The organism is Ensifer meliloti (assembly GCF_030064585.1).
In the GTDB taxonomy this organism is placed as follows: domain Bacteria; phylum Pseudomonadota; class Alphaproteobacteria; order Rhizobiales; family Rhizobiaceae; genus Sinorhizobium; species Sinorhizobium meliloti.
The window spans coordinates 485,037-502,746 of record NZ_CP120366.1 but is presented as its reverse complement, the minus strand read 5'-3'; the positions used below and the strand labels follow the sequence as shown (position 1 = coordinate 502,746).

The following is a 17,710-nucleotide window of genomic DNA, read 5'->3' as shown; positions in this document are numbered from 1 at the left end:
CCGCGGGCTTGGCTGCCTTCTGGCGGCCGACGCCGCGGTTAGCATTGGCGGCAGTGCGCTGACCGACAAACGCTATGTCCGTCGCGAAGGAGGGCAAGTTCAAGGAGAGCGACGACGTCTCGCGGTCGCTGTCGGCCGATGCCCGCCGAGATGCGAAACACGATGCCAAGCCCGGCCAGGGTGACAAGGGCGACCGCAAACATTGAGACATGGCGAAGCTGCCGCCTACGATTACGACTATTCTGTCGTACCGACCTTATTTGCCCGCTCCTGAATGAGCGCGCATCGCTCGATCAGCTGCTCAAACGGTTCAGAATCCCCAAGCAGAAGGCCGTCGTCGACCATTTTTGCATAGTCCTCACTGAGCGCGCGGAGACCATCTCCGGACGGTGTCAGAACCAGATGACCGGCTGCGGCGTAGTCGATCGGTGACCGGTCGGCCGCCTTTTCCGCAAAGAACATGGATTTGTGTTTAGCCACCGCATTGGCAAGCTGCCGTTCAGCAAAAGCCTTGTCGGCAAAACCGGCATCGTCCAGCCGGACGACGTCATGCCAGTGGCGCGCGAACCGATCGCCGCGGGGGCGCTCCTGCAGGCAGAAGACGTGGATCGCGGTCGCCTTCTCCCAGAATGTCCGCTCGGCATGCATGGCGCGTGGGCTTGCCTTCGGGAATTCAACACCATCGACATGACCCGCGGCGTCGCAACCCACATCGCGGATGCTGGCCGGCTCACCGGTCGATCGTGCTCCGAACTCAAGCATGACGCTCGGTGCGACATAACCTGATCCGCTGCTCACGGCTTCGTAGTCGAGATAGAGCGTATCGCCCTCGATGCGGATCCGTGCGGGAAGGGATTGGCCGCGCACTGCCGCTGCAATGACCGGCTCCACCGACTCGGCCACCCAGACAGGAAGGCGCTTTCGCACTTCGCTGGTCCAGCGCTTCTCCTCGCTACGGGTTTTCGGCAGTGCCTCGTCATTGTCACCGACAAGATCGGGAGCCAAAGCCCGGATATCGTAAGTCAGATCGATGTCTTCCGAAAACCGTCGAATGGCGCCATAGGCTTTCGAGAGCGAGGTGCCGCCCTTGAACACCAGGTGCTCGCCAAGTTTTGACGAGTAGAGCGTCTCGAGTGTCCAGACGACCCAGACATCCTTTTCCAGCAGATGAATGGGCCGTCCAGTGCGGGCGGCTGCGACAGCCAAGGCCTCACGCCTGTCGTCTTTTGACAGCGCCAGAAAACGATCAGCCATGCGCAGCCCTGCCCACGCTTCTTGCGAGCCACGTCGGAAACTGCGGTGCTGCGGCCACCAACTCGCCAAACTCGGCCGGCGGGAGCTTTCGCTTGATCCTCGACAGTGCCTCCTCGGCCTTTTCGGGTCCGAGCCATGCAAGCGCCCGGACCGCCACGCCCGCCGGCCGGTCGGCCAGAGCCAGCTGCCAGCGAGGCACGTGCTTGAGCTCGACACTCTGCTTTCCAAGATTCATGGTTCGGCTGCGGCCGGATGTCAGGTAGACGGAGCGGACCGGAACCTGTGTCGTCAATCCCAACGCGTTTGCCGCGGCGGCGCCACTGGAAACGATGATCTCGCCGCGCTGCTGCGCCACTGCCTCCACGGCCTGCTCGACCGTCGGTGGCGGGCTGCCAAAGCGACTTTTGACGGGCCGCATGTAGATGCCGCGACCAGCCCGGATGAGTTCTCCGCGCTCGGTCAACCGCGAAAGGGCCTGGTCGACTGCAGCACGATTTCCGAGATGCAAAAGGCTCTTGGCCGAAAGGGGAGATCCTTCCGGCATTTGTTCGGCATAGCCCAGGATCTGAGACGTCAGGTTTTGCATGGCCATTCTCCTGTCAGAAATATATGCGAGTTTCTGACAGCTTGCAACGGAAAGGCGGCGGATCAAATTGTCGGTCCGGGGAGTGACGTGATTCGGAGCCAGCCCGCGGCCAAGATGCAGTCTGGTCAAAGGCTTGCGGGCGGTCCTATCCTTCTAATGGGACCCGCGCCGGCATTGGGCGCAGGGATACATGCGGGGGCAGAGACTTGATCCATTCTGTTGCGATTGCGCTGCCGTGGGGACAGAATCGGTTGGCTATTTCGCCAAACAACCGGCACAGCGGTTGCTGGTGTTTGTGCATGGCTTCGGCGGTAATGCATTGAAAACCTGAGCCGGTACGGAAGCGGCACTAGCAGCTGACTCGCGGGCCAGGACTTGCGACCTAGCCTATTTCGGCTATCGCAGCTTCAGCGCCCAGCCAGAAATGTCGGCGGGCACCCTTAGGCACTTCCTCGACGAAGCGGCCGGGGCTAACGCCGAGTGGAACGCGCTTGCCAGCCGCGCGCTCGGTGGATCGGTTGTCCGCGAGTATGACGAAAGTAACAGTGATCGCCCATTCACCTGGAGCGCCTGTATCACGCCGAGCGCTGCTAGATGCAATCCGCAACCAGGCGTCCTGGGCGGGCAAGACACGGCTGCAGCTCTTTGCACCCGCGCACATTGGAGCCTATCTTAACAAAGTGCGCAAGGAACTCGGGATAGCCTCGCGTCTGATCGCATCGCTGACCGCCCTGACCAAATTCGGCGTTCTCTCGCTCGACGGGCTGGAGCCGGGCAGCCCCTTCCTCACCCAGTTGATGGAGGATTCCAGCAAAGAACTCGCGAACGGTTGGGATGCGCAGGTCAAAGCGCGGCAGGTGATTTTTGGGGATGGGGAAAATGTGGTCATGGTGCAGCGCTTCCTGGAGGATCCTCCGCACACCGTCTGGCCCGGGCATGGACATTGCTCCGTCTGCCGTTGCGATAAAACTGCCCCGGCTATCGCGAGCTACCTGGCATGACAGAGATCTGCCTGACCCGAAATGCAACCAGTCTGCTGCGCGATGTCGAGCATGCCTATGCAGTGGGCGAAAAGGTTGCGGGGCTAAAGCCGGTGTTCAGCCAAGGCGCTATCGATCCGTTTAGAGTGTTCCGTTCGCACAGGGTTATCGCGAACGACATTGTAGAGGGGAGGACGTGGTTTGGCGGGAGCAACTTGACCTCCTGCTTGGAGCGCTGTCAGCGCTCCATATCCGTCACGGCCACAAGAAGGCGAATATGTTCGACGTCACCATCATCAAGCGTCTGTGCATTGACGACCAACTGCCGTGTGCCGCGGTTCGGCCGCTTTAGGTCTATTTCATAGGCTTGAATGTCCGCACTTCGCGAGGCTGTAGCTTTTAGGAGTGACTCAAGCTTGGGCATCGCCCATTCCCCCTGTCCGAGTTCGCCGAGCTTTTTGCCGGGAACTGACGTGGGGTCTATGTCGAAGGCCCGGCAGAATGAGGCGCTCGCTGCGATGATTTTCAGGTCGTCGGACAGGAAAAGCAGAGGTTCGTGGGACGAGACCACGACGGCAAGAGTACTTGCCGCTTCGAAATGCACAGTCGGGGTGGTTGACATGAAATGGCCCTCAGGGCCGGAGACTCACGGAGCGAGTCATTGCTCGGCGGCACTGCCGACAAGCCCCGCAGGGCAGGCTCGACTAGAGGACTTTAACACGCCTGATGGGTAATCGTACCACGCTATCTCTCGTGGGAGGGATCTCAGTGGGCAACGAACGCTGGGCGGGCCCCCTCGATTTCCGACTGCCCGTCGGGCTTGAGGCTTCAGGCAAGGCCGCGTGAGACCGTAGCCGGCTGAGGAGCCCTGCATAGCAGTTTCCTCTTGCCGTCCATTCTGTCATGCCCGGTACTATCAAGTTTTATCGTTGAATCATCGCACAACAAGGCAGTTGCGAATGCAATATCTGTTGTCCGGTCGGACGGGACTTTTCGCGACTAGGAATGGATGTGTTGACTCAATTTGCCTTGGCGAATGGCGGGCATCGGCCACGAGATCGCTCGCGTTTCTCCGTGGAATAATGGCGGCGGCCGAGATCGGTATGGCGGAAATCACTCGGCTGACGCATGCTCGCGAATTGAGAGCGTCTTGCTAGGGCGACAGTTTTTCCCGGCGATGGAATTGGTGCTATTTCATCCTGAGCAAGAGGGATCGACATCCAGGGTATTGTTTCCTACATGCATGTCTATGGGAGATTCGATGCAGCGGGGGCTGCTCGTACCTCCACGGTCCATCTGCTTAAGACGGACAACGGTGCTGATCTGGTGCACAGCAACGGGAAGTCAAATTATCGTCGCAGCGTCGTCGACCCCTCCCGAAATGACGAAGGGCGCACGACACTTTCGGGGAGCGCCCTTCGGACCCGGACGACTTACGAACGCGCGACAGAGTTCCATCGCTGCAGGTAGTCATTGATTACGGGTAGTGGGCGATAGATGGGGGAATGGCGTCGGTAATTCAAGACCGTCCAAGGCATCCATTGCGCGAACAGGCAAGTCGAGGCACGCATCGCAAATGCCGCAGCCATCGTCGTCCATCGGCTGGTCGGCCCGCTGGCAACAGAGGCAGACGACCGAGCATCGGAGCCGGCCATTGTTTCCGCTCGGCACCACGATTTCGGCCATATCGTCCGACACGATGTTGATGACGAGTTCCTTCATTGCCCGCTTCTCCGTTGACCTCCTCGTGAAAAGACAAGAGCCGCGGGGCGCTTTGCAATGGCGAGCGCTCGCGAGATCACGCACGCTCAAGAAGGAATGGACTCTCCCGCCTCCGCATGCTGTTCTGGGCTTCGAAGGGAGTTGGCGTATGAATAAGATTCTCGGCGCGCGCAAAGCGTTAGGCTTGCCGCGGCGGTAGCGATCAGCGCGTCAGCAATAACGGTGCCCGTCGCGGTTCTGCTAGCGGCCGCACCGATCTGACATCATCATCGAAAGGACGATCGATGGCAGAGAACGATCCTTTCGAGCTTTCTCGCTTGGTTGCAGCACAAGACCTCGTCTTCGAGACGGTCCTTGCTGAGCTGAGGGCCGGCCGCAAGGAAACCCGTTGGATGTGGTTCATCTTCCCGCAACTGCGTGCGCTTGGACGGTCTCCCACCGCGAACTTCTACGGCATCGGCTCTATCGAGGAGGCTCGGGCTTATCTCCCGTGGACGCAGGTCCAATCCAATCTTGACCCGAAGCGCTTTACCGTCCGCACCGTCCCGGCGCTTCTGGCGAAGGCAGGCGCATGGGAGGAATACTACGATGGACAGCGCCCGCATGAGCAGGCCATCAAGCGGCTTGGCAAGCATAAGGCTGCCGCATGACATTTGAATCGCCGGGCGGAGACCACACAAAAAGAATGAAGAAGTCCAACATACCCATCGAACAGCTCACGCGTCTTCGCCGGATACGCGGATTGGCGCGGCTGATGGATACGGCGCTCCGAATTCCCGGTACACGCATGTCGCTCGGGGCTGACTCGGTCCTTGGCCTGATCCCCGGCGTCGGCGATTTTGCGGCCGCCGCCGTCAGTCTCATCATCGTCAACGAGGCTCGGCGTCTCGGCGTGCCGAACGACAAGCTCGTAAAGATGCTGGTCAATGTCGGTTTTGACACGGTTGCGGGAAGTGTGCCGGTGCTTGGCGATGTCTTCGACGTCTACTTCAAATCCAATCGCCGCAATCTTCAGCTTGTTCTGGATCACTTCGGCCTCGACCATGCCGACCTCGACCGGTAACGCCGGTCAGCTGCGATCGCCAAGCGTGGCGATATCGAACACCGCGGCATTGTCCTGGATTTCGCGTAGGTCCTTAACATAAGCTTCGAAGACTCTTAACCAGCTTGGTTTCGAGGGCACGATGCATAAGGTCTGGGGCGTTTCGGGATTGGTCGAGCTCTGTGCTAAACGTGTAGAGAGTACCGAAAGCGAAGCTGCCGCAACAATCGCGGGTTTATTGTTTTCCTTTGGGACGAATGTCGCCCCACTTAAAGGGGGTGATCTCGTTGGTGACTTTGTGTTGCTCGACAGTTCGCGGTAAACGCATTAGCTTCAAAGACCTCCCAAAAGTGTGCCGCTTCTAGGTGGAAACTCGGCCGTCATTTCCGCATTGTGCGGGTAGGGTGCGCAACATGAGCAATGTCGATGGTTACTCAGGGCAAACTGATTGGGCAACTTCTTGCGTTCGGCGCGCTGGGTTTGCTGGCGATCGGCTGTACCCTAGTGCTTTGGCCCTTCCTATCCGCCATTCTGTGGGCGGCTGTGATATGTTTCTCGACATGGCCCGCCTACAGATTGTTTGAGCGAGCCGTCGGCGGCTATCGGGCACTCGCCGCGGCCGCCATGACAGTGCTGGTCGTCGTTGTCATCGTCGCACCGCTTGCATTGCTGGCAACGACACTCGCGGACAATATCAGTAGCTTGGTGGCAGGGGTCACCCATGTCCTCGAACAGGGCCCGCCGGCGCCGCCGGATTGGGTGAGGGGGCTACCCATCGCCGGTGAGGGCTTGGCTACTTATTGGGAGGGCTTGGCACACAACGCGCCGGCCTTCACCATCGAGCTGAAGAAGGTGATCGGCCCTTTCGCCGATGTCGCTCTGATTGGGGGAACGCTGTTTGGCGCCGGTCTTCTCGAACTCGCGTTAAGTATCTTCATCGGCTTTTTCTTATTCTTGCACGGGCGGCGCATGACTGCCCTTACCCGTCAGATCGCGGAACGGGTGGCGGGAGCCCGCGCTCGAAGATTGCTTAGCGTGGTTGGAGTGACAGTGACGGGCGTTGTTTATGGCCTCATCGGCACAGCCCTGGCCCAAGGCCTCCTGGCCGGCGTAGGTTTCTGGATCGCCGGTGTGCCCCAGGCGTTGTTGCTCGGATGCCTGACATTTGTTCTGTCGTTCGTGCCGGCGGGGCCTCCCTTTGTATGGGGACCTGTCGCGCTGTGGCTTTTCATGCAGGAATCAGTCTGGTGGGGCATCTTCGTCGCGATTTGGGGCCTACTTCTTGTTAGCAGTATCGACAATTTCCTGAGACCGTATCTCCTCGGGAGAAATACCAACTTACCCGTTTTGCTGGGGCTCTTCGGTTTAATCGGTGGCGTCCTGGCCTTCGGCCTCATCGGCCTTTTCCTCGGGCCCACGCTGCTGGCGGTTGCCCACAGCCTATTTCGCGAGTGGATCGCGGCGGAGCTCGAAGAGCGAAGACAACCTCCGTCCTCTTCAACGGGGCGAGACCAGCGTTCGGGACCGCGCCAGGGGGGCTAACTTCGTTGGTGCCGCGGCGCGTCGTGAGCGCGCCTCGCCCGGAGCGGATTGCCCGCCGTCACAAACCGCCGGTCGGCTCCAATGCTGTTGATTTGCCGGGCACTGCCAGACGAATATTCGACGTCGGAGTTCCTGGCCACCACGGTAGACCGGGCCCTTCGGGTTCCGATTAATACCAGCGTCCTCGGCCGTACCAGCCGCCACCTAGGAGGAGAACGATAAGAACAATAATTAAAAGCGTGGTGATATCCATCTGGACCTCCTCCAGTCCCGCCGTCTGCATCGCTCTGCACGGGTGCTACGGCAACGTTCCGCAGGGAGGTTGGTTCCATGGAGCTTCCCGTGAGACATCGGTGAAGGCGCCCATCGGCGCCGTCACCAATCTTTCGATGCCGTTACGGCATCATAGAGCGGTACCGCTTCGAGCGTGTAAGGGTCGGCATTTTCGTCAAAACGCGTCCATTCTTCTTGCGCAAAGACGCCCCACCGCGCGGCAGGGTCAACGCGGTTCAGGTCCTGCAGTATTGCTTGTGCTTCAGGCGCAAGAGTGTCGTCCACCCTTGCTGTCACGAAAGTGCCTCCGCGCCGAACGCCCTTGGCGAAGACATGGGCATCCTCTTCATCGACTCCGGAATCGGTCAGCGCACCGATCAAACCTCCGGCCGCGCCGCCGGCCACCGCACCCGCTACAGCACCGGCGGCGGTTGCCGCAAGCCATCCGGCGGCCACCACAGGCCCAACTCCGAGGATTGCCATTAGCTCGAGCCCCGTTAGAAGGCCGACCACGCCGCCTCCGGCGCGCCAAGTTTACAGGCAGATTGCCGCGAGAATGTTCCTGCGTCACGCGAAGGCAGCCTCGGCGTCCAGCGGATTCCTATCATGCCGAGCCAATCGGCAATCAGGTCCCCAAACCTGTTAGCAGTGGCCGTGTCGACCCGCACCCGGGCACTCGCATTTTTGGCCGGCCCTTGGTGACTTTGCAGGGCCTTTGAAGTCTCCATGCGGAACATACCGTCGCCTGCAAGGTTCACTTGCAAAGACAGAGGCAGGCCGTATGCACTCGCTCAACGTCGCTGGTATCATGATCCTCCTCGTTATCATTGCGCTGTTCGTCCTGGCTTGGCTCGTAGTCTGAGGAGCCGGTCGGGCAGCGGACGCCGGCCTCTTCGAAGCGTCAAACGTCGATAATCCTTAAGAGTTAGGTGCGGAACCAACGTTACTCCAGCAAGTTGTGCATTGAAGTACGACAGCCCGGAGCATCATGTTCTGTCCTGAACGGGCTGTCCCGGACAGAACAAGCCCCGCCACAGCCGCGGGGTTTGCTGTTCAAAGGGAGTGGTCACCGAGTTCAGAAAAGATGAGAAAGCTGATTCAGGATTACCAGAGGGACATAGCCGCGTACCTAGCGCCGGAGAGCGGCATTTCGGAGCGCCAGCTGCTCCAGCAGTTGGCCAGCCGCCTCGACGGGCAGCAGGCGCAGGATGCGCTGGGAAATGGCTGGCAGGGCTGGCTGCCCGATGACGAAGACCCAGCCGCCGCAGACGACGGCAGCCCCGCGCCCACGAGGTGGTGGACCGAACCGGAATTCTTCGGAACGATGTGGAAACTGAGGAGTTAGGCGCGGTCGCTAGCGAGTTGCGATGCTCAGCGCGAACTCATGTCGGCTTCTTAAAACGTCCCCTCCAACTGCTGGAGCCGACCTGAGCAGGCAGCGCCCTGCCTCGCCGCGGGCGCTGCCTTTACAATTTCGCCGCATGTGCCGCCTTCTATGAGCCGGAAGATTTCCCGCGTAACCTTTAGATCACCTGTTGTCTGAGAAGCGTCCGCGGGTCCTTGATCGAAACGCCGTATTCGTCGACGACTGCTCGGTGACTGTGATGCGCTAGACCGTACTATCGATCTTGCGGAAGCTGCGGAATCGCACTTCAGCGTGCCCTTCACGCTCGTGCATGTCGGCGAAACACCTCTGAGACTGCTTGACGGCCGTACGCCATCGATTTCTCCTGATTGTGCCTGAGTGGCGGGATTACGACGGATGGGCTAATGGCCCTGAGCAGGCGTTAGGCGGTAAGTTCTTTCAGCCGTCTCGTACGAGGAGAGGCGGTTAGAGGTCGGGCGCTTCTGGCGGCTGGCCTCGCCTGGGGCTGGCGCTCACACGAAGGCGGCTGGAGGCCGCAGAGGCGGCCAATCTCACCGCCAAGGTGACCACATGGATTACGACTGGAGAGGCAAAGGAGCGCGCAGGATCAGAGCTTTAAAGCTGGCCGCGATGACCGCCCGTGGAACCTCGTTGGCGGTCTTTTTTTAGGGGGCCTCGACCTAGCGCGGTGCCTGCGCGTGGAGCTCATTCGCGAGCGCCAGGTCGGCAATGAAAAGCGAAGCACCAATCAACCCAGCACCGCATTTACTAGCAATGCCAGCAATCCAACAGCCGTGATGGATGAAATCCATTCTATAATCTTGACGCGCTCGGCAGGACGCATCGCCATCCTCCTTTTGTGCACCCCTGGTGAAGAAACGTATCCTCTACTGAATTGTTGCAGGCCAGCCTCGTCCCGGACCTGGCCCAAAGCGACCGTCACAGTTTAACTGGAGGAAGTGTCGGTTATGGACAATAAAAAGGCCCCGCTGGCGCTCTGCGAGGCCTACGAGCATGCGTGTTTGCGGCGCGACGTTCTTCGATGCTCAGCCGAGAAAGACGACGAGACCCTGATTAAATCCGAGGAGGAGTGCAGAAGCCTAGAAGCTGCTGCAATCGCTTACATTCGGGAGCAGCGGAGATTTTCCGGGCTTCGTTGATTCACGCGATCGAATAACTGATCGCAAGGCGGCAGCCGCCCACATGGCATCGATCTGCCCGCATAGGCCGAGCGGCGCCCACGCTCGCGATGAGCGGATGTATGCGTTATCTATCACCCAATTTGCAAGCAACGTATTGCGCCGCTTCGTGGCCAATCGGCTACGTGCCCACCCGGGTGCTGACAGATGGATGAAAGTAGGCTGACCACCAGGGGTGTTCTCGTTCCGTGCTCAACAGATCGCATAATTTATCGTCTGGAAGCGACGGCGTGGGATTTCGGTAGCCGTCGTTCCATGACGTGAGGAAGATCAGTCGTCCGCGCGGACGGACAATTGAGATCGCCGTCGATCGGCCGCGTGGTACATTGGCACTTTCAATGGCAGATAAATAGGACTATATAGCTAGACAGTCTAGCCAACTTGGAGCGAACTATGGAATGGCAACTGCAGGACGCCAAGAACCAATTCTCGAAGGTAGTGCAGAAGGCGCGCCATGAAGGGCCGCAGATTGTCACGCTGCGCGGTGAGCGCACGGCCGTCGTGCTGTCCGCTCATGACTACGACGCTCTGCGCGCCGGCCGGCCAACGCTGGTCGATGATCTGCTTGGCGGTCCCGCTTGGGACGATCAGCTCGCTGATGCGGTGAACGTACGCGTCAAGACGCCCAGCCGCGATGTGGCCTTCTGATGTATCTAGTTGACACCAACATCGTCTCAGAGGCGCGACGCGGCACGCCGCAGGCGGTGTCCTGGCTGCGCTCTGTCGATCCGCTCAGCATCCACCTGAGTGCGCTCAGCCTCGGCGAAATCATGCGCGGCATTGCCCTGAAACAGAGGTCGGATCCGAAGACTGCCGCGCACCTCACCGAATGGCTGCGCAAGCTGCGCCACGACCATGGCGATCGCATTTTGCCGATAACCGACCAAATCGCAGTCGAATGGGGCCGCATCGCGGCAATACGCCCCCGCGGCGATATCGACGGGTTGATCGCCGCGACCGCGATCGTTCACGATCTCATCCTTGTCACACGCAACGTCAAGGATTTCGAAGACACAGACGCCTCCGTGATCAATCCTTGGGAGACGTCGGCGTGAGCCGCTCGGCGTCCAACACCCGCAGTATGCCGGCATTCAATGTGTCCATTCGACGGGAGTACGGGTTCCTGTTTTAGACCTCTGAAGTTGCATAATGTATCGTGCGGAACCCCTGAGGCTTTCGACCTTGTCAGCCACCTCGGCAAAGAGTTCCGACCCGTCGGCATCTCTACTCGTTGTCTATACCTCAGCCCGTTCACGGAGTCAGCTCCGATCGACTGGAGCAAACTCAGACGCCCGCGAAACTGTCGGCGCATGAACGCAGAGATGCGCGGCGTCAACGCCATAAAGATTCGCGACACCTAGCAACAGTTTCGAGCTTGTAAACATTTCACGAACGGAGGTAGCCAAGAAGGATTATATAATTCCGGCCACAGACCGTTATGATGTATTCGTCCCACCTGGGAATGCTCCCATGCGAAGTATGTCTTGGCAGAAATGCCTTACCATCTTGGTTATTCGCTGCGCTTTTCCTTTCCGCGTGGGCAAACGAAAGTGCATCCACTGCCGCTCAATGGCTTCATAGAGATTGCTGACCACATGAGTGGCCCGGCAGCGACAGGAGATTAAATCATGCCAGCCAATTGGGATTTTTATCAGAATGTTAACTTCGGCACGTCCCGGGTCGAGTGGCCGATGGGTCCTATGGCACTCACCCCAGGCTTTGCCCCCAGATGGGTCGAGGCGTGGGTTGTGCAGAGCAGCACGGGCACCACTGCGACGAGCGGCACCGGCGCCAGTCAAAGCACCTCCCAAAGGTCAGGTTGGGCGCCGGGGTATACTCGTTGGACTGCAGACGGGATCCCGCCGGGGTGGGTAAACGGAAGTTTCCAGCCCGGGCCGGCATTGGGGATCGCGCTCTTGGCTTCGCGCAATAGCACCACAGGGGCTGATGAGTTCGATTTTTGGCTCGACATAATCGAGCTGTATTAGCAACTGGCGAGCCAGGCATAGATGGAGGGATGAAAATGGCCGTGGACCAAGATTTTATTGAGCGTTTCCAGAAGGAGACTGACCTCCTTAAGAATTTGCAAAAGAGGATCAGCGAGGCGATCGACAGAGCCGAAGACCGGATCGCGAAAATGAAAGAAGGGAAGTTATCGAAGGAGGAAATCTTTGGTGCCCCGCCAAAGAAATAAATCCGGTGGCTTAGGGCGGTGATCGAACTGAGGCAAGCGAGCGAGATTGCTAGCCCGCTTCGGCTATTCGTAGATAGATGGCGTTGGGAGACGCCCCGCACATCCATTGTTGGCCAATTAACGAGGCTCTACGGGTCGGCCTTCGTTGTGCTGGTGCGGGCGCCGTGGGAACTCGTCACTGGTTCCGCTCAGGTCGCGTAATCTGTTCGAAGCGGAGAGTGGTCTTCAGGTGTGCGAAGAGGATGGCGACGTTCTTGCGTTCGTTGCGCGACCCGTCGAACTTGGGCGTATGCGCCACCTGATGCGCGTGCTCGCGTGCGTCTTCATGGACGGCTGAAGGTTTGGTCAGCGGCATTCGCAACGCGATCTCTATGGTTGCGTTACCCCGGCGAAGGCCACCAGATCGGCCACCGTGAAGTTTCCGGGCGTGGACGAAGGAAGAATGGGTGTGAACCCACCGGCAACGTTCAGATAGGATGACGCATCCCGCTTTAAAATCCTGACAAACGTCTCGGCCACGATCCTGCCGCCGACCGCACCCAATTGATTTCCGCCGGCGAGGACCGCAGCCTCGCGCAGGACATAGTACCACAGAGGCGTCTTATTCAGCAGTAAACCGCCGCTGGCATTCAGCACAGCCACTTCGGCCGGCGGCAACCCAAATATCAACTGCGCCGCGGTCATAGGCGCGATGCCGAATGAGTTGGCCATGCCCTGCCCGCTCGGCAGACCGAGAGCTAGAGCGCGCCGGAGATTTCGCGTTGCCAGAATCGCCATCATTCCTGAGAAACCGGGCAACGATTCCAATCCACTAGCCATCAAGCTATCGATCTTCCGGGCCTTATTGTGAACCGGTACCGGGACTCCTGTGTCAAAGAACGCGTTGAAGTCAACCACCCAGTTGGAAAAGACCGGCAGCCGCGGGATGCGATTGAACTCAAACACCTGTTCGAGTGTGGCGTTCGGGAAGTTGAAATTCACCCAGTACGTATCACGGATCATACTGTGGCCGAACCGGTACGCCGCCACGGCGAACTCGACGGGCATTCGGAAGGAGCTACCGATTGGAGCAGAAACGCTCGCAATCGCGTTGTTCACGGTAGCCACTCCGCAGATTCTTTCCAGAAAGTCATGCACCACGGCCCATTGGTAGTGATGGGTGACGATTCGTTTGGCTTCTGCGAAGATGTCGCCCGCAAACGCTGCTGCCAGCAGCAGATCAACGACGGCATTGTGGAAACGCAGCATAGCGTGGTGGAACTGCACGATGATCAGATTTTCGTCGTTGCGCGGATCGCCGGTCACGGCAGTATTCGTACCCTGCATGCGAGGCACATCCCAGTTCGTCTGCTGGAGCATGCCCGATGGATTACCGTTATTACTAGGGCCGCCTGGCCCAACAGGAGTGTTTGTGCCCCTATGAAGCTTGATTGCGGTCGCTGGACCAGATGTAGGAAAAACGTAGAGAAACGGATCTAAGCCAGGCCCGCGGCCGTAAAGGGAATCCAGATCGAGCGCCGGGCTTCGCATGTTATTGACCGTATTCGCATCGATATCGGCATCGAGGGTCGACGAGACGTCGAACGTGATGTCATGGTCCACAAACTGAGCAAAATAAGTGAAGCCTGCTGGTAGCGAAGACACGCCCGCGTCAGCCGGATTGTGAGACGCAGGATTGGGATCACGGCCGGCGTCTCCCATCATGTTACCGAGTTGGCCGAGGAGTGCTTGCGTCGCGACATTGAATGGCAACTTCGTTGCAGCACGGGTGGCCGCTGACGACATGTATCCGAACCGATCTGAACAGACAGAACTCAGCCACGGAAACGGGAACCAGTAGAGCGGAATTTTAACGCCGTGAAAACGTCGAATCTCGGGCTTTAGTGCGGGGATAGACTCTTTGACGTCGTCCGATAACTCTTCGATGGGAAGGTCCGCCGGTTTGATGCGATTAGCGCTGGCTAAGAATTGCTCCAGCGAAACGGTGGGTCTCAGGTTCATTTCGGTCACGCGCTTTTGCAGCTCTGCCAGCACGATCGGCTGGGGATTAGCGAATCCTTTAGGAATCGACGTATCCCTGAGAAATTTGCCGGCTTGCTCCGGAATTTCGAAAGCTGCAGCGTTCGCTGTCTCAGCTTTATTCTTCGTAGCCTTCATCACATCGAGTCGCTTGGGCGTCTGTTTTGCGCGGGCTTTCTTTTTCGTGACCATGCCTGACCTCTTCGGAGATGATCTCAAGAAGTAGCATCCTCAGCTAATGGGAAGGGGCCCTCAACAACTTGGGAATTAAATAGAATGTTCGGAGAGCTGCCGGTGCATGAGGTTAGCGCTCTTCCAGCTTAGACACGCCGGCTATGACGAAGCGGCTTCGTCGGACACCTTCCGGCGGTACCCCTTGCGCCCGCCTCTCGCCCCGCTAACAATGTCACATCGCGACGAGTTTGCCTAGGCGGAGCCTGGTTGCTGCCGCGGCGACCACGTTTCCCTTCAGTTCGTAGAGATGCACCGCTCCGGTCGCAGCGGCGACCGCCTCGTCGCGTCGGCGAGAGGCCTCGAGCACATGCGACAGGTCGACCAGTGCATCCGCCCGGTCGTTGATGAAGTCGGTCTTTTCGGCGATCTCCAATGCCTCGCGCGCGAGCGCCTCCGCTGCTGAAATTTCTGCCCGCCGTGCGAGCACACGTGCGCGCACACGGCGCCAACGAACCTGCGTTACCAAGTCACCGCTCGAAGCCAGTTGGGCGCTGAGTTTAGCAAAGTCCTCGGCCTCCTCATCGCGTCCCTGTTCGAGAATCACCACGGCGAGGGACGCGGCCATCGTCGAACGGAACGCGCGTTCGCCCATCTCCTCGAGCGCGCGATACGCCGCGCGCGCGCTCCTCTCGGCCGCAGCCGGGTTACCGGCAAGCAGCTCGACAACGGCCTCGTGCTCGGAGGACGCCACGTAAAGCGTAAGGCCGAGGTCTGCGTAGGTGGCGTTGCTCGCCGCGATCAGTTCGCGGGCAATCGCGAAGCGGCCGACAACCGCATTGAGGCATGCGAGCTGGCGTAGGATCGCTGCCTCGGACTCGAGGCTTTCGCCTACCTCGGCGCGCATCGCCTCGCAACGACGGATTCCTTCGGCGGCCGGGGTGGGCCCAAACCAGAGCGAGGAGGCGATCCACGTGAGAATCTCGTAGTACTCGTGCAGATTCCCAGCCCGTCGCGCGTGGGCAGCCGCGCGCTCCCACGCTGCGGCGGCGGCCTCGCCGCGAGCCCCGTTAAAAAATAGCCACGCCTCAAGCCGCCGTGCGCGGCACAGGCCGAGGTCGTCCCCGAAGCCCTCGAAGACCGGGATCACCTCGGCCGCAGCCTGTGCCGCCTTCTCCAGGCCACCCTCTTCGCCGTGGAGAAGTCGGAGGAACTGCCGCTGGACGCGCACGTGCGCTGCCAGCCGCCGGTCCATGGCCGCGCCAGCGAGCCCGCCCGCCTCTTCCAGCACGCGCCCGGCATCGTCTAGCCGGCCGCTTTCGATCAGCGCGCCGCTCAGCTCGGCGAGCAGTGCGATCCGCCGTGGATCATCCGCGAGTAGCAGTCGGGAAACCCGCTCGAGTAGGCTGATCGCCGCTGACAGGTCGCTGCGGACAAGCGCCCGCCGCCCAGCTGCCTCCAGCCGTTCGCACGCCCGGGCCGCGAGCGATGCCGCGCGCGCCCCACGCGGGCCAAGCGCGATGCGGTACTGAAAGGCCTGTTCGAGGTGATAGCCGACAACCTCCTCGAACTCGCGTAGCCGTTCCTTGGCCGTAATCTCGAGCCAGGAGGCGAAGCGCTCATGCAGGTCTGCGCGCGCGTTCTTCGGCAGTGAGCGATATGCGGCCTCGCGGATCATGTCGTGGCGGAAGCGATAGGTCTCCTCGCCGACAAACGACGGCGCCTCCGGGCGGATTAGATCCCGGCGGACGAGTGAGAGCAAGCCGTCCCCAAGTGCCTCAGGCGCGGGGCGGGCGAGCTCGTCGACCGCGCTCCGATGGAATACTGCGCCCTCGACCGCTGCGGCCGTCAGGATAGCGCGTTCTTGGGACGTAAGGCCCTCGAGGCGGGCAGCCAGAAGCGCGATAATTGTAGAGGGGACCGGCAGCTCGGAAAGATCCTCGCGAGCGACCCAGCAGTCCTCATTGCGCCTAAGTAGCTCTTCATCAACGAGCATTGCCACGAGCTCTTCCGCAAACAGCGGGTTACCGCCAACGGCGCGTGTGATCATCAACTCGACCGCGGGTGATAGCGGGAGCCGGTGGAGCAGGTTCAGGACCATGTCGCGGGACTCTGCCTCACTCAGCGGTTCGAGCGCGATTGTCGTCGCATTTGGCGTTCCACCTCCCCAACCGGGCCGCGTATCGAGCAATTCTGGTCGTGCAGTGGCGACAATCATGATTGGGAAACCGTGAGAGAAATCGACGAGATGCTCGATGAAATCTAGCAATGTCGGGTCGGCCCAGTGAAGGTCTTCCACCACGATCACCACCGGCCGTTCTCGTGCGAATACCTCGAAAAGTCGCCGGACGGCCCAGAAAGTCTCTTCACGGGTGCCTGGATCTCCCGCGCCGAACCCGAGCAATCCAGCTATGCGCTCGGCGATGAGTTTGGCTTTGTCGACTCCGGCGAGGACTTCCGCAATCGCCGCCACGGAAAGCTTGCCGGAGTCGCCGCCCCCAGCCCGGAAGATCTCCCGGACAATGTCCGCAAGCGGCCAGTAGGTAATCCCGTCGCCGTATGGCAGGCACCGGCCGTGCGCGACAGTCATCTCCCTCGCAAGGTTTCCTGCGACTTCCGAAACAAGCCGCGATTTTCCCACCCCGGCCTCGCCTAGCACAGTCAACAGGTGGCAGGTTCTATTGCTGACGAAGTCACCTAATAAAGTGCTGATCATCGCAAGCTGGCGCTTGCGTCCGACGAATGGCGTGTCGAAGCGGCGCTGAAAACCGGTGGTTCTGGCGATGACCGTTAACACGATGATGGCGGGGAACGTTTCGCCATGTTTGACCGCGCGCGGGCTGCTGGACTCTACAACAACGGCATGGCGAACCAGCTTGTGGGTTGCTTCTCCCATCAAGATCTCGTTGGCCGCCGCGGCCTCCTGGAGACGCTTGGCAACACGCACAGCTTCGCCAGTGAGAAATCGATGTCCCCATCTGTCGATGCCGGTAAAAACCTCCCCGGTGTTGAGCCCAATCCGATGAGCCAGCTGAACGCCCCAACCCGTCTCAAACTCATGGTTGAGCCTAGCCAGTGTGTCGCGCATGTCGACAGCCGCGGACACGGCCCGTAGGGCGTCATCCTCGTGAAGCGTTGGCACGCCAAATACGGCCAGGATCTCGTCACCGACGTATCGATCCACAACTCCACCGTGCCTCTGGATGGTGGAGGTCATCTCGTCAAAGTATCGGGCGAAGAGTTCCCGGAGTGCTTCCGGATCCAGGGTGAGGCTAAGGCGCGATGAATCTACGATGTCGGCGATGAGAATTGTTATCGTCTTCCGAACGTCTTCTGCCGGAGGCTCGGGCCTAGCCAACGCA

Annotated in this window: 16 protein-coding genes and 2 pseudogenes; 10 read left to right on the top strand and 8 right to left on the bottom strand. The window is 59.9% G+C overall.

Annotated features, from left to right (window positions below; translation table 11 throughout):
- Positions 1-74: 74 nt before the first annotated feature.
- Positions 75-206 carry a hypothetical protein gene (locus PZL22_RS26795; RefSeq protein WP_014531965.1) on the top strand — a complete coding sequence of 44 codons (132 nt, stop codon included), beginning with the start codon at positions 75-77 and terminating at the stop codon, positions 204-206.
- Between the two features lie 31 nt (positions 207-237).
- On the opposite strand, the gene PZL22_RS26790 is transcribed toward PZL22_RS26795, so the two are convergent.
- Both PZL22_RS26790 and PZL22_RS26785 read right to left on the bottom strand, forming a co-directional pair.
- Positions 238-1,254, bottom strand: coding sequence for a nucleotidyl transferase AbiEii/AbiGii toxin family protein (locus PZL22_RS26790; protein WP_010967225.1), 1,017 nt, complete (start codon positions 1,252-1,254; stop codon positions 238-240).
- Positions 1,247-1,840 carry a DUF6088 family protein gene (locus PZL22_RS26785; RefSeq protein ID WP_284718782.1) on the bottom strand — a complete coding sequence of 198 codons (594 nt, stop codon included), beginning with the start codon at positions 1,838-1,840 and terminating at the stop codon, positions 1,247-1,249. Before PZL22_RS26785 ends, PZL22_RS26790 begins: the two co-directional genes overlap by 8 nt.
- Before the next feature lie 530 nt (positions 1,841-2,370).
- On the opposite strand from PZL22_RS26785, the gene PZL22_RS26780 reads away from it, so the two are divergent.
- On the top strand, positions 2,371-2,841 hold the full coding sequence (locus PZL22_RS26780; protein WP_010967226.1) for a hypothetical protein: 471 nt from the start codon (positions 2,371-2,373) through the stop codon (positions 2,839-2,841).
- Between the two features lie 226 nt (positions 2,842-3,067).
- Here PZL22_RS26780 and PZL22_RS26775 read toward each other — a convergent pair.
- Positions 3,068-3,442 (bottom strand): annotated as a pseudogene (locus tag PZL22_RS26775) (PAS domain-containing protein); the annotation flags it as partial.
- 848 nt (positions 3,443-4,290) lie between these two features.
- The gene (locus PZL22_RS26770) at positions 4,291-4,542 is read right to left on the bottom strand and encodes a hypothetical protein (RefSeq protein WP_013845033.1); all 252 of its coding nucleotides are present in this window, start codon (positions 4,540-4,542) and stop codon (positions 4,291-4,293) included.
- Between the two features lie 284 nt (positions 4,543-4,826).
- Here PZL22_RS26770 and PZL22_RS26765 point away from each other — a divergent pair, with 284 nt between their 5' ends.
- The 3 genes from PZL22_RS26765 to PZL22_RS26755 all read left to right on the top strand — a co-directional run bounded on the left by PZL22_RS26765 (position 4,827) and on the right by PZL22_RS26755 (position 7,126).
- Positions 4,827-5,192 carry a DUF1810 family protein gene (locus PZL22_RS26765; RefSeq protein ID WP_010967228.1) on the top strand — a complete coding sequence of 122 codons (366 nt, stop codon included), beginning with the start codon at positions 4,827-4,829 and terminating at the stop codon, positions 5,190-5,192.
- On the top strand, positions 5,189-5,605 hold the full coding sequence (locus tag PZL22_RS26760) for a DUF4112 domain-containing protein (RefSeq protein ID WP_010967229.1): 417 nt from the start codon (positions 5,189-5,191) through the stop codon (positions 5,603-5,605). Before PZL22_RS26765 ends, PZL22_RS26760 begins: the two co-directional genes overlap by 4 nt.
- A 405-nt stretch (positions 5,606-6,010) precedes the next feature.
- Complete coding sequence (locus PZL22_RS26755) at positions 6,011-7,126, top strand: AI-2E family transporter (protein ID WP_041169951.1); 1,116 nt, start codon at positions 6,011-6,013, stop codon at positions 7,124-7,126.
- Positions 7,127-7,501: 375 nt separating this feature from the next.
- Here PZL22_RS26755 and PZL22_RS26750 read toward each other — a convergent pair.
- Positions 7,502-7,924, bottom strand: a pseudogene (locus tag PZL22_RS26750) (hypothetical protein); the annotation flags it as partial.
- 559 nt (positions 7,925-8,483) lie between these two features.
- On the opposite strand from PZL22_RS26750, the gene PZL22_RS26745 reads away from it, so the two are divergent.
- The 5 genes from PZL22_RS26745 to PZL22_RS26725 all read left to right on the top strand — a co-directional run bounded on the left by PZL22_RS26745 (position 8,484) and on the right by PZL22_RS26725 (position 12,158).
- Complete coding sequence (locus PZL22_RS26745; RefSeq protein WP_127701409.1) at positions 8,484-8,744, top strand: hypothetical protein; 261 nt, start codon at positions 8,484-8,486, stop codon at positions 8,742-8,744.
- Positions 8,745-9,733: 989 nt separating this feature from the next.
- The gene (locus tag PZL22_RS26740; protein ID WP_015445404.1) at positions 9,734-9,925 is read left to right on the top strand and encodes a hypothetical protein; all 192 of its coding nucleotides are present in this window, start codon (positions 9,734-9,736) and stop codon (positions 9,923-9,925) included.
- A gap of 432 nt (positions 9,926-10,357) precedes the next feature.
- Complete coding sequence (locus PZL22_RS26735) at positions 10,358-10,612, top strand: type II toxin-antitoxin system Phd/YefM family antitoxin (RefSeq protein WP_014332761.1); 255 nt, start codon at positions 10,358-10,360, stop codon at positions 10,610-10,612.
- Positions 10,612-11,019 (top strand): type II toxin-antitoxin system VapC family toxin, encoded by a 408-nt coding sequence (locus PZL22_RS26730; RefSeq protein ID WP_010967235.1) that lies wholly within the window; start codon positions 10,612-10,614, stop codon positions 11,017-11,019. Before PZL22_RS26735 ends, PZL22_RS26730 begins: the two co-directional genes overlap by 1 nt.
- 968 nt (positions 11,020-11,987) lie before the next feature.
- A complete protein-coding gene (locus tag PZL22_RS26725; RefSeq protein WP_017276739.1) occupies positions 11,988-12,158 on the top strand; it encodes a hypothetical protein in 171 nt (56 codons plus the stop codon).
- 175 nt (positions 12,159-12,333) lie between these two features.
- On the opposite strand, the gene PZL22_RS26720 is transcribed toward PZL22_RS26725, so the two are convergent.
- From PZL22_RS26720 to PZL22_RS26710, 3 genes are all read right to left on the bottom strand, one after another.
- Positions 12,334-12,513, bottom strand: coding sequence for a hypothetical protein (locus PZL22_RS26720; RefSeq protein WP_026030112.1), 180 nt, complete (start codon positions 12,511-12,513; stop codon positions 12,334-12,336).
- Positions 12,514-12,527: 14 nt separating this feature from the next.
- A complete protein-coding gene (locus tag PZL22_RS26715) occupies positions 12,528-14,369 on the bottom strand; it encodes a peroxidase family protein (protein ID WP_127701609.1) in 1,842 nt (613 codons plus the stop codon).
- A gap of 214 nt (positions 14,370-14,583) precedes the next feature.
- Positions 14,584-17,706: an ATP-binding protein gene (locus tag PZL22_RS26710; protein WP_234843025.1), complete on the bottom strand. Its 3,123-nt coding sequence runs from the start codon at positions 17,704-17,706 to the stop codon at positions 14,584-14,586.
- Positions 17,707-17,710: the final 4 nt, after the last annotated feature.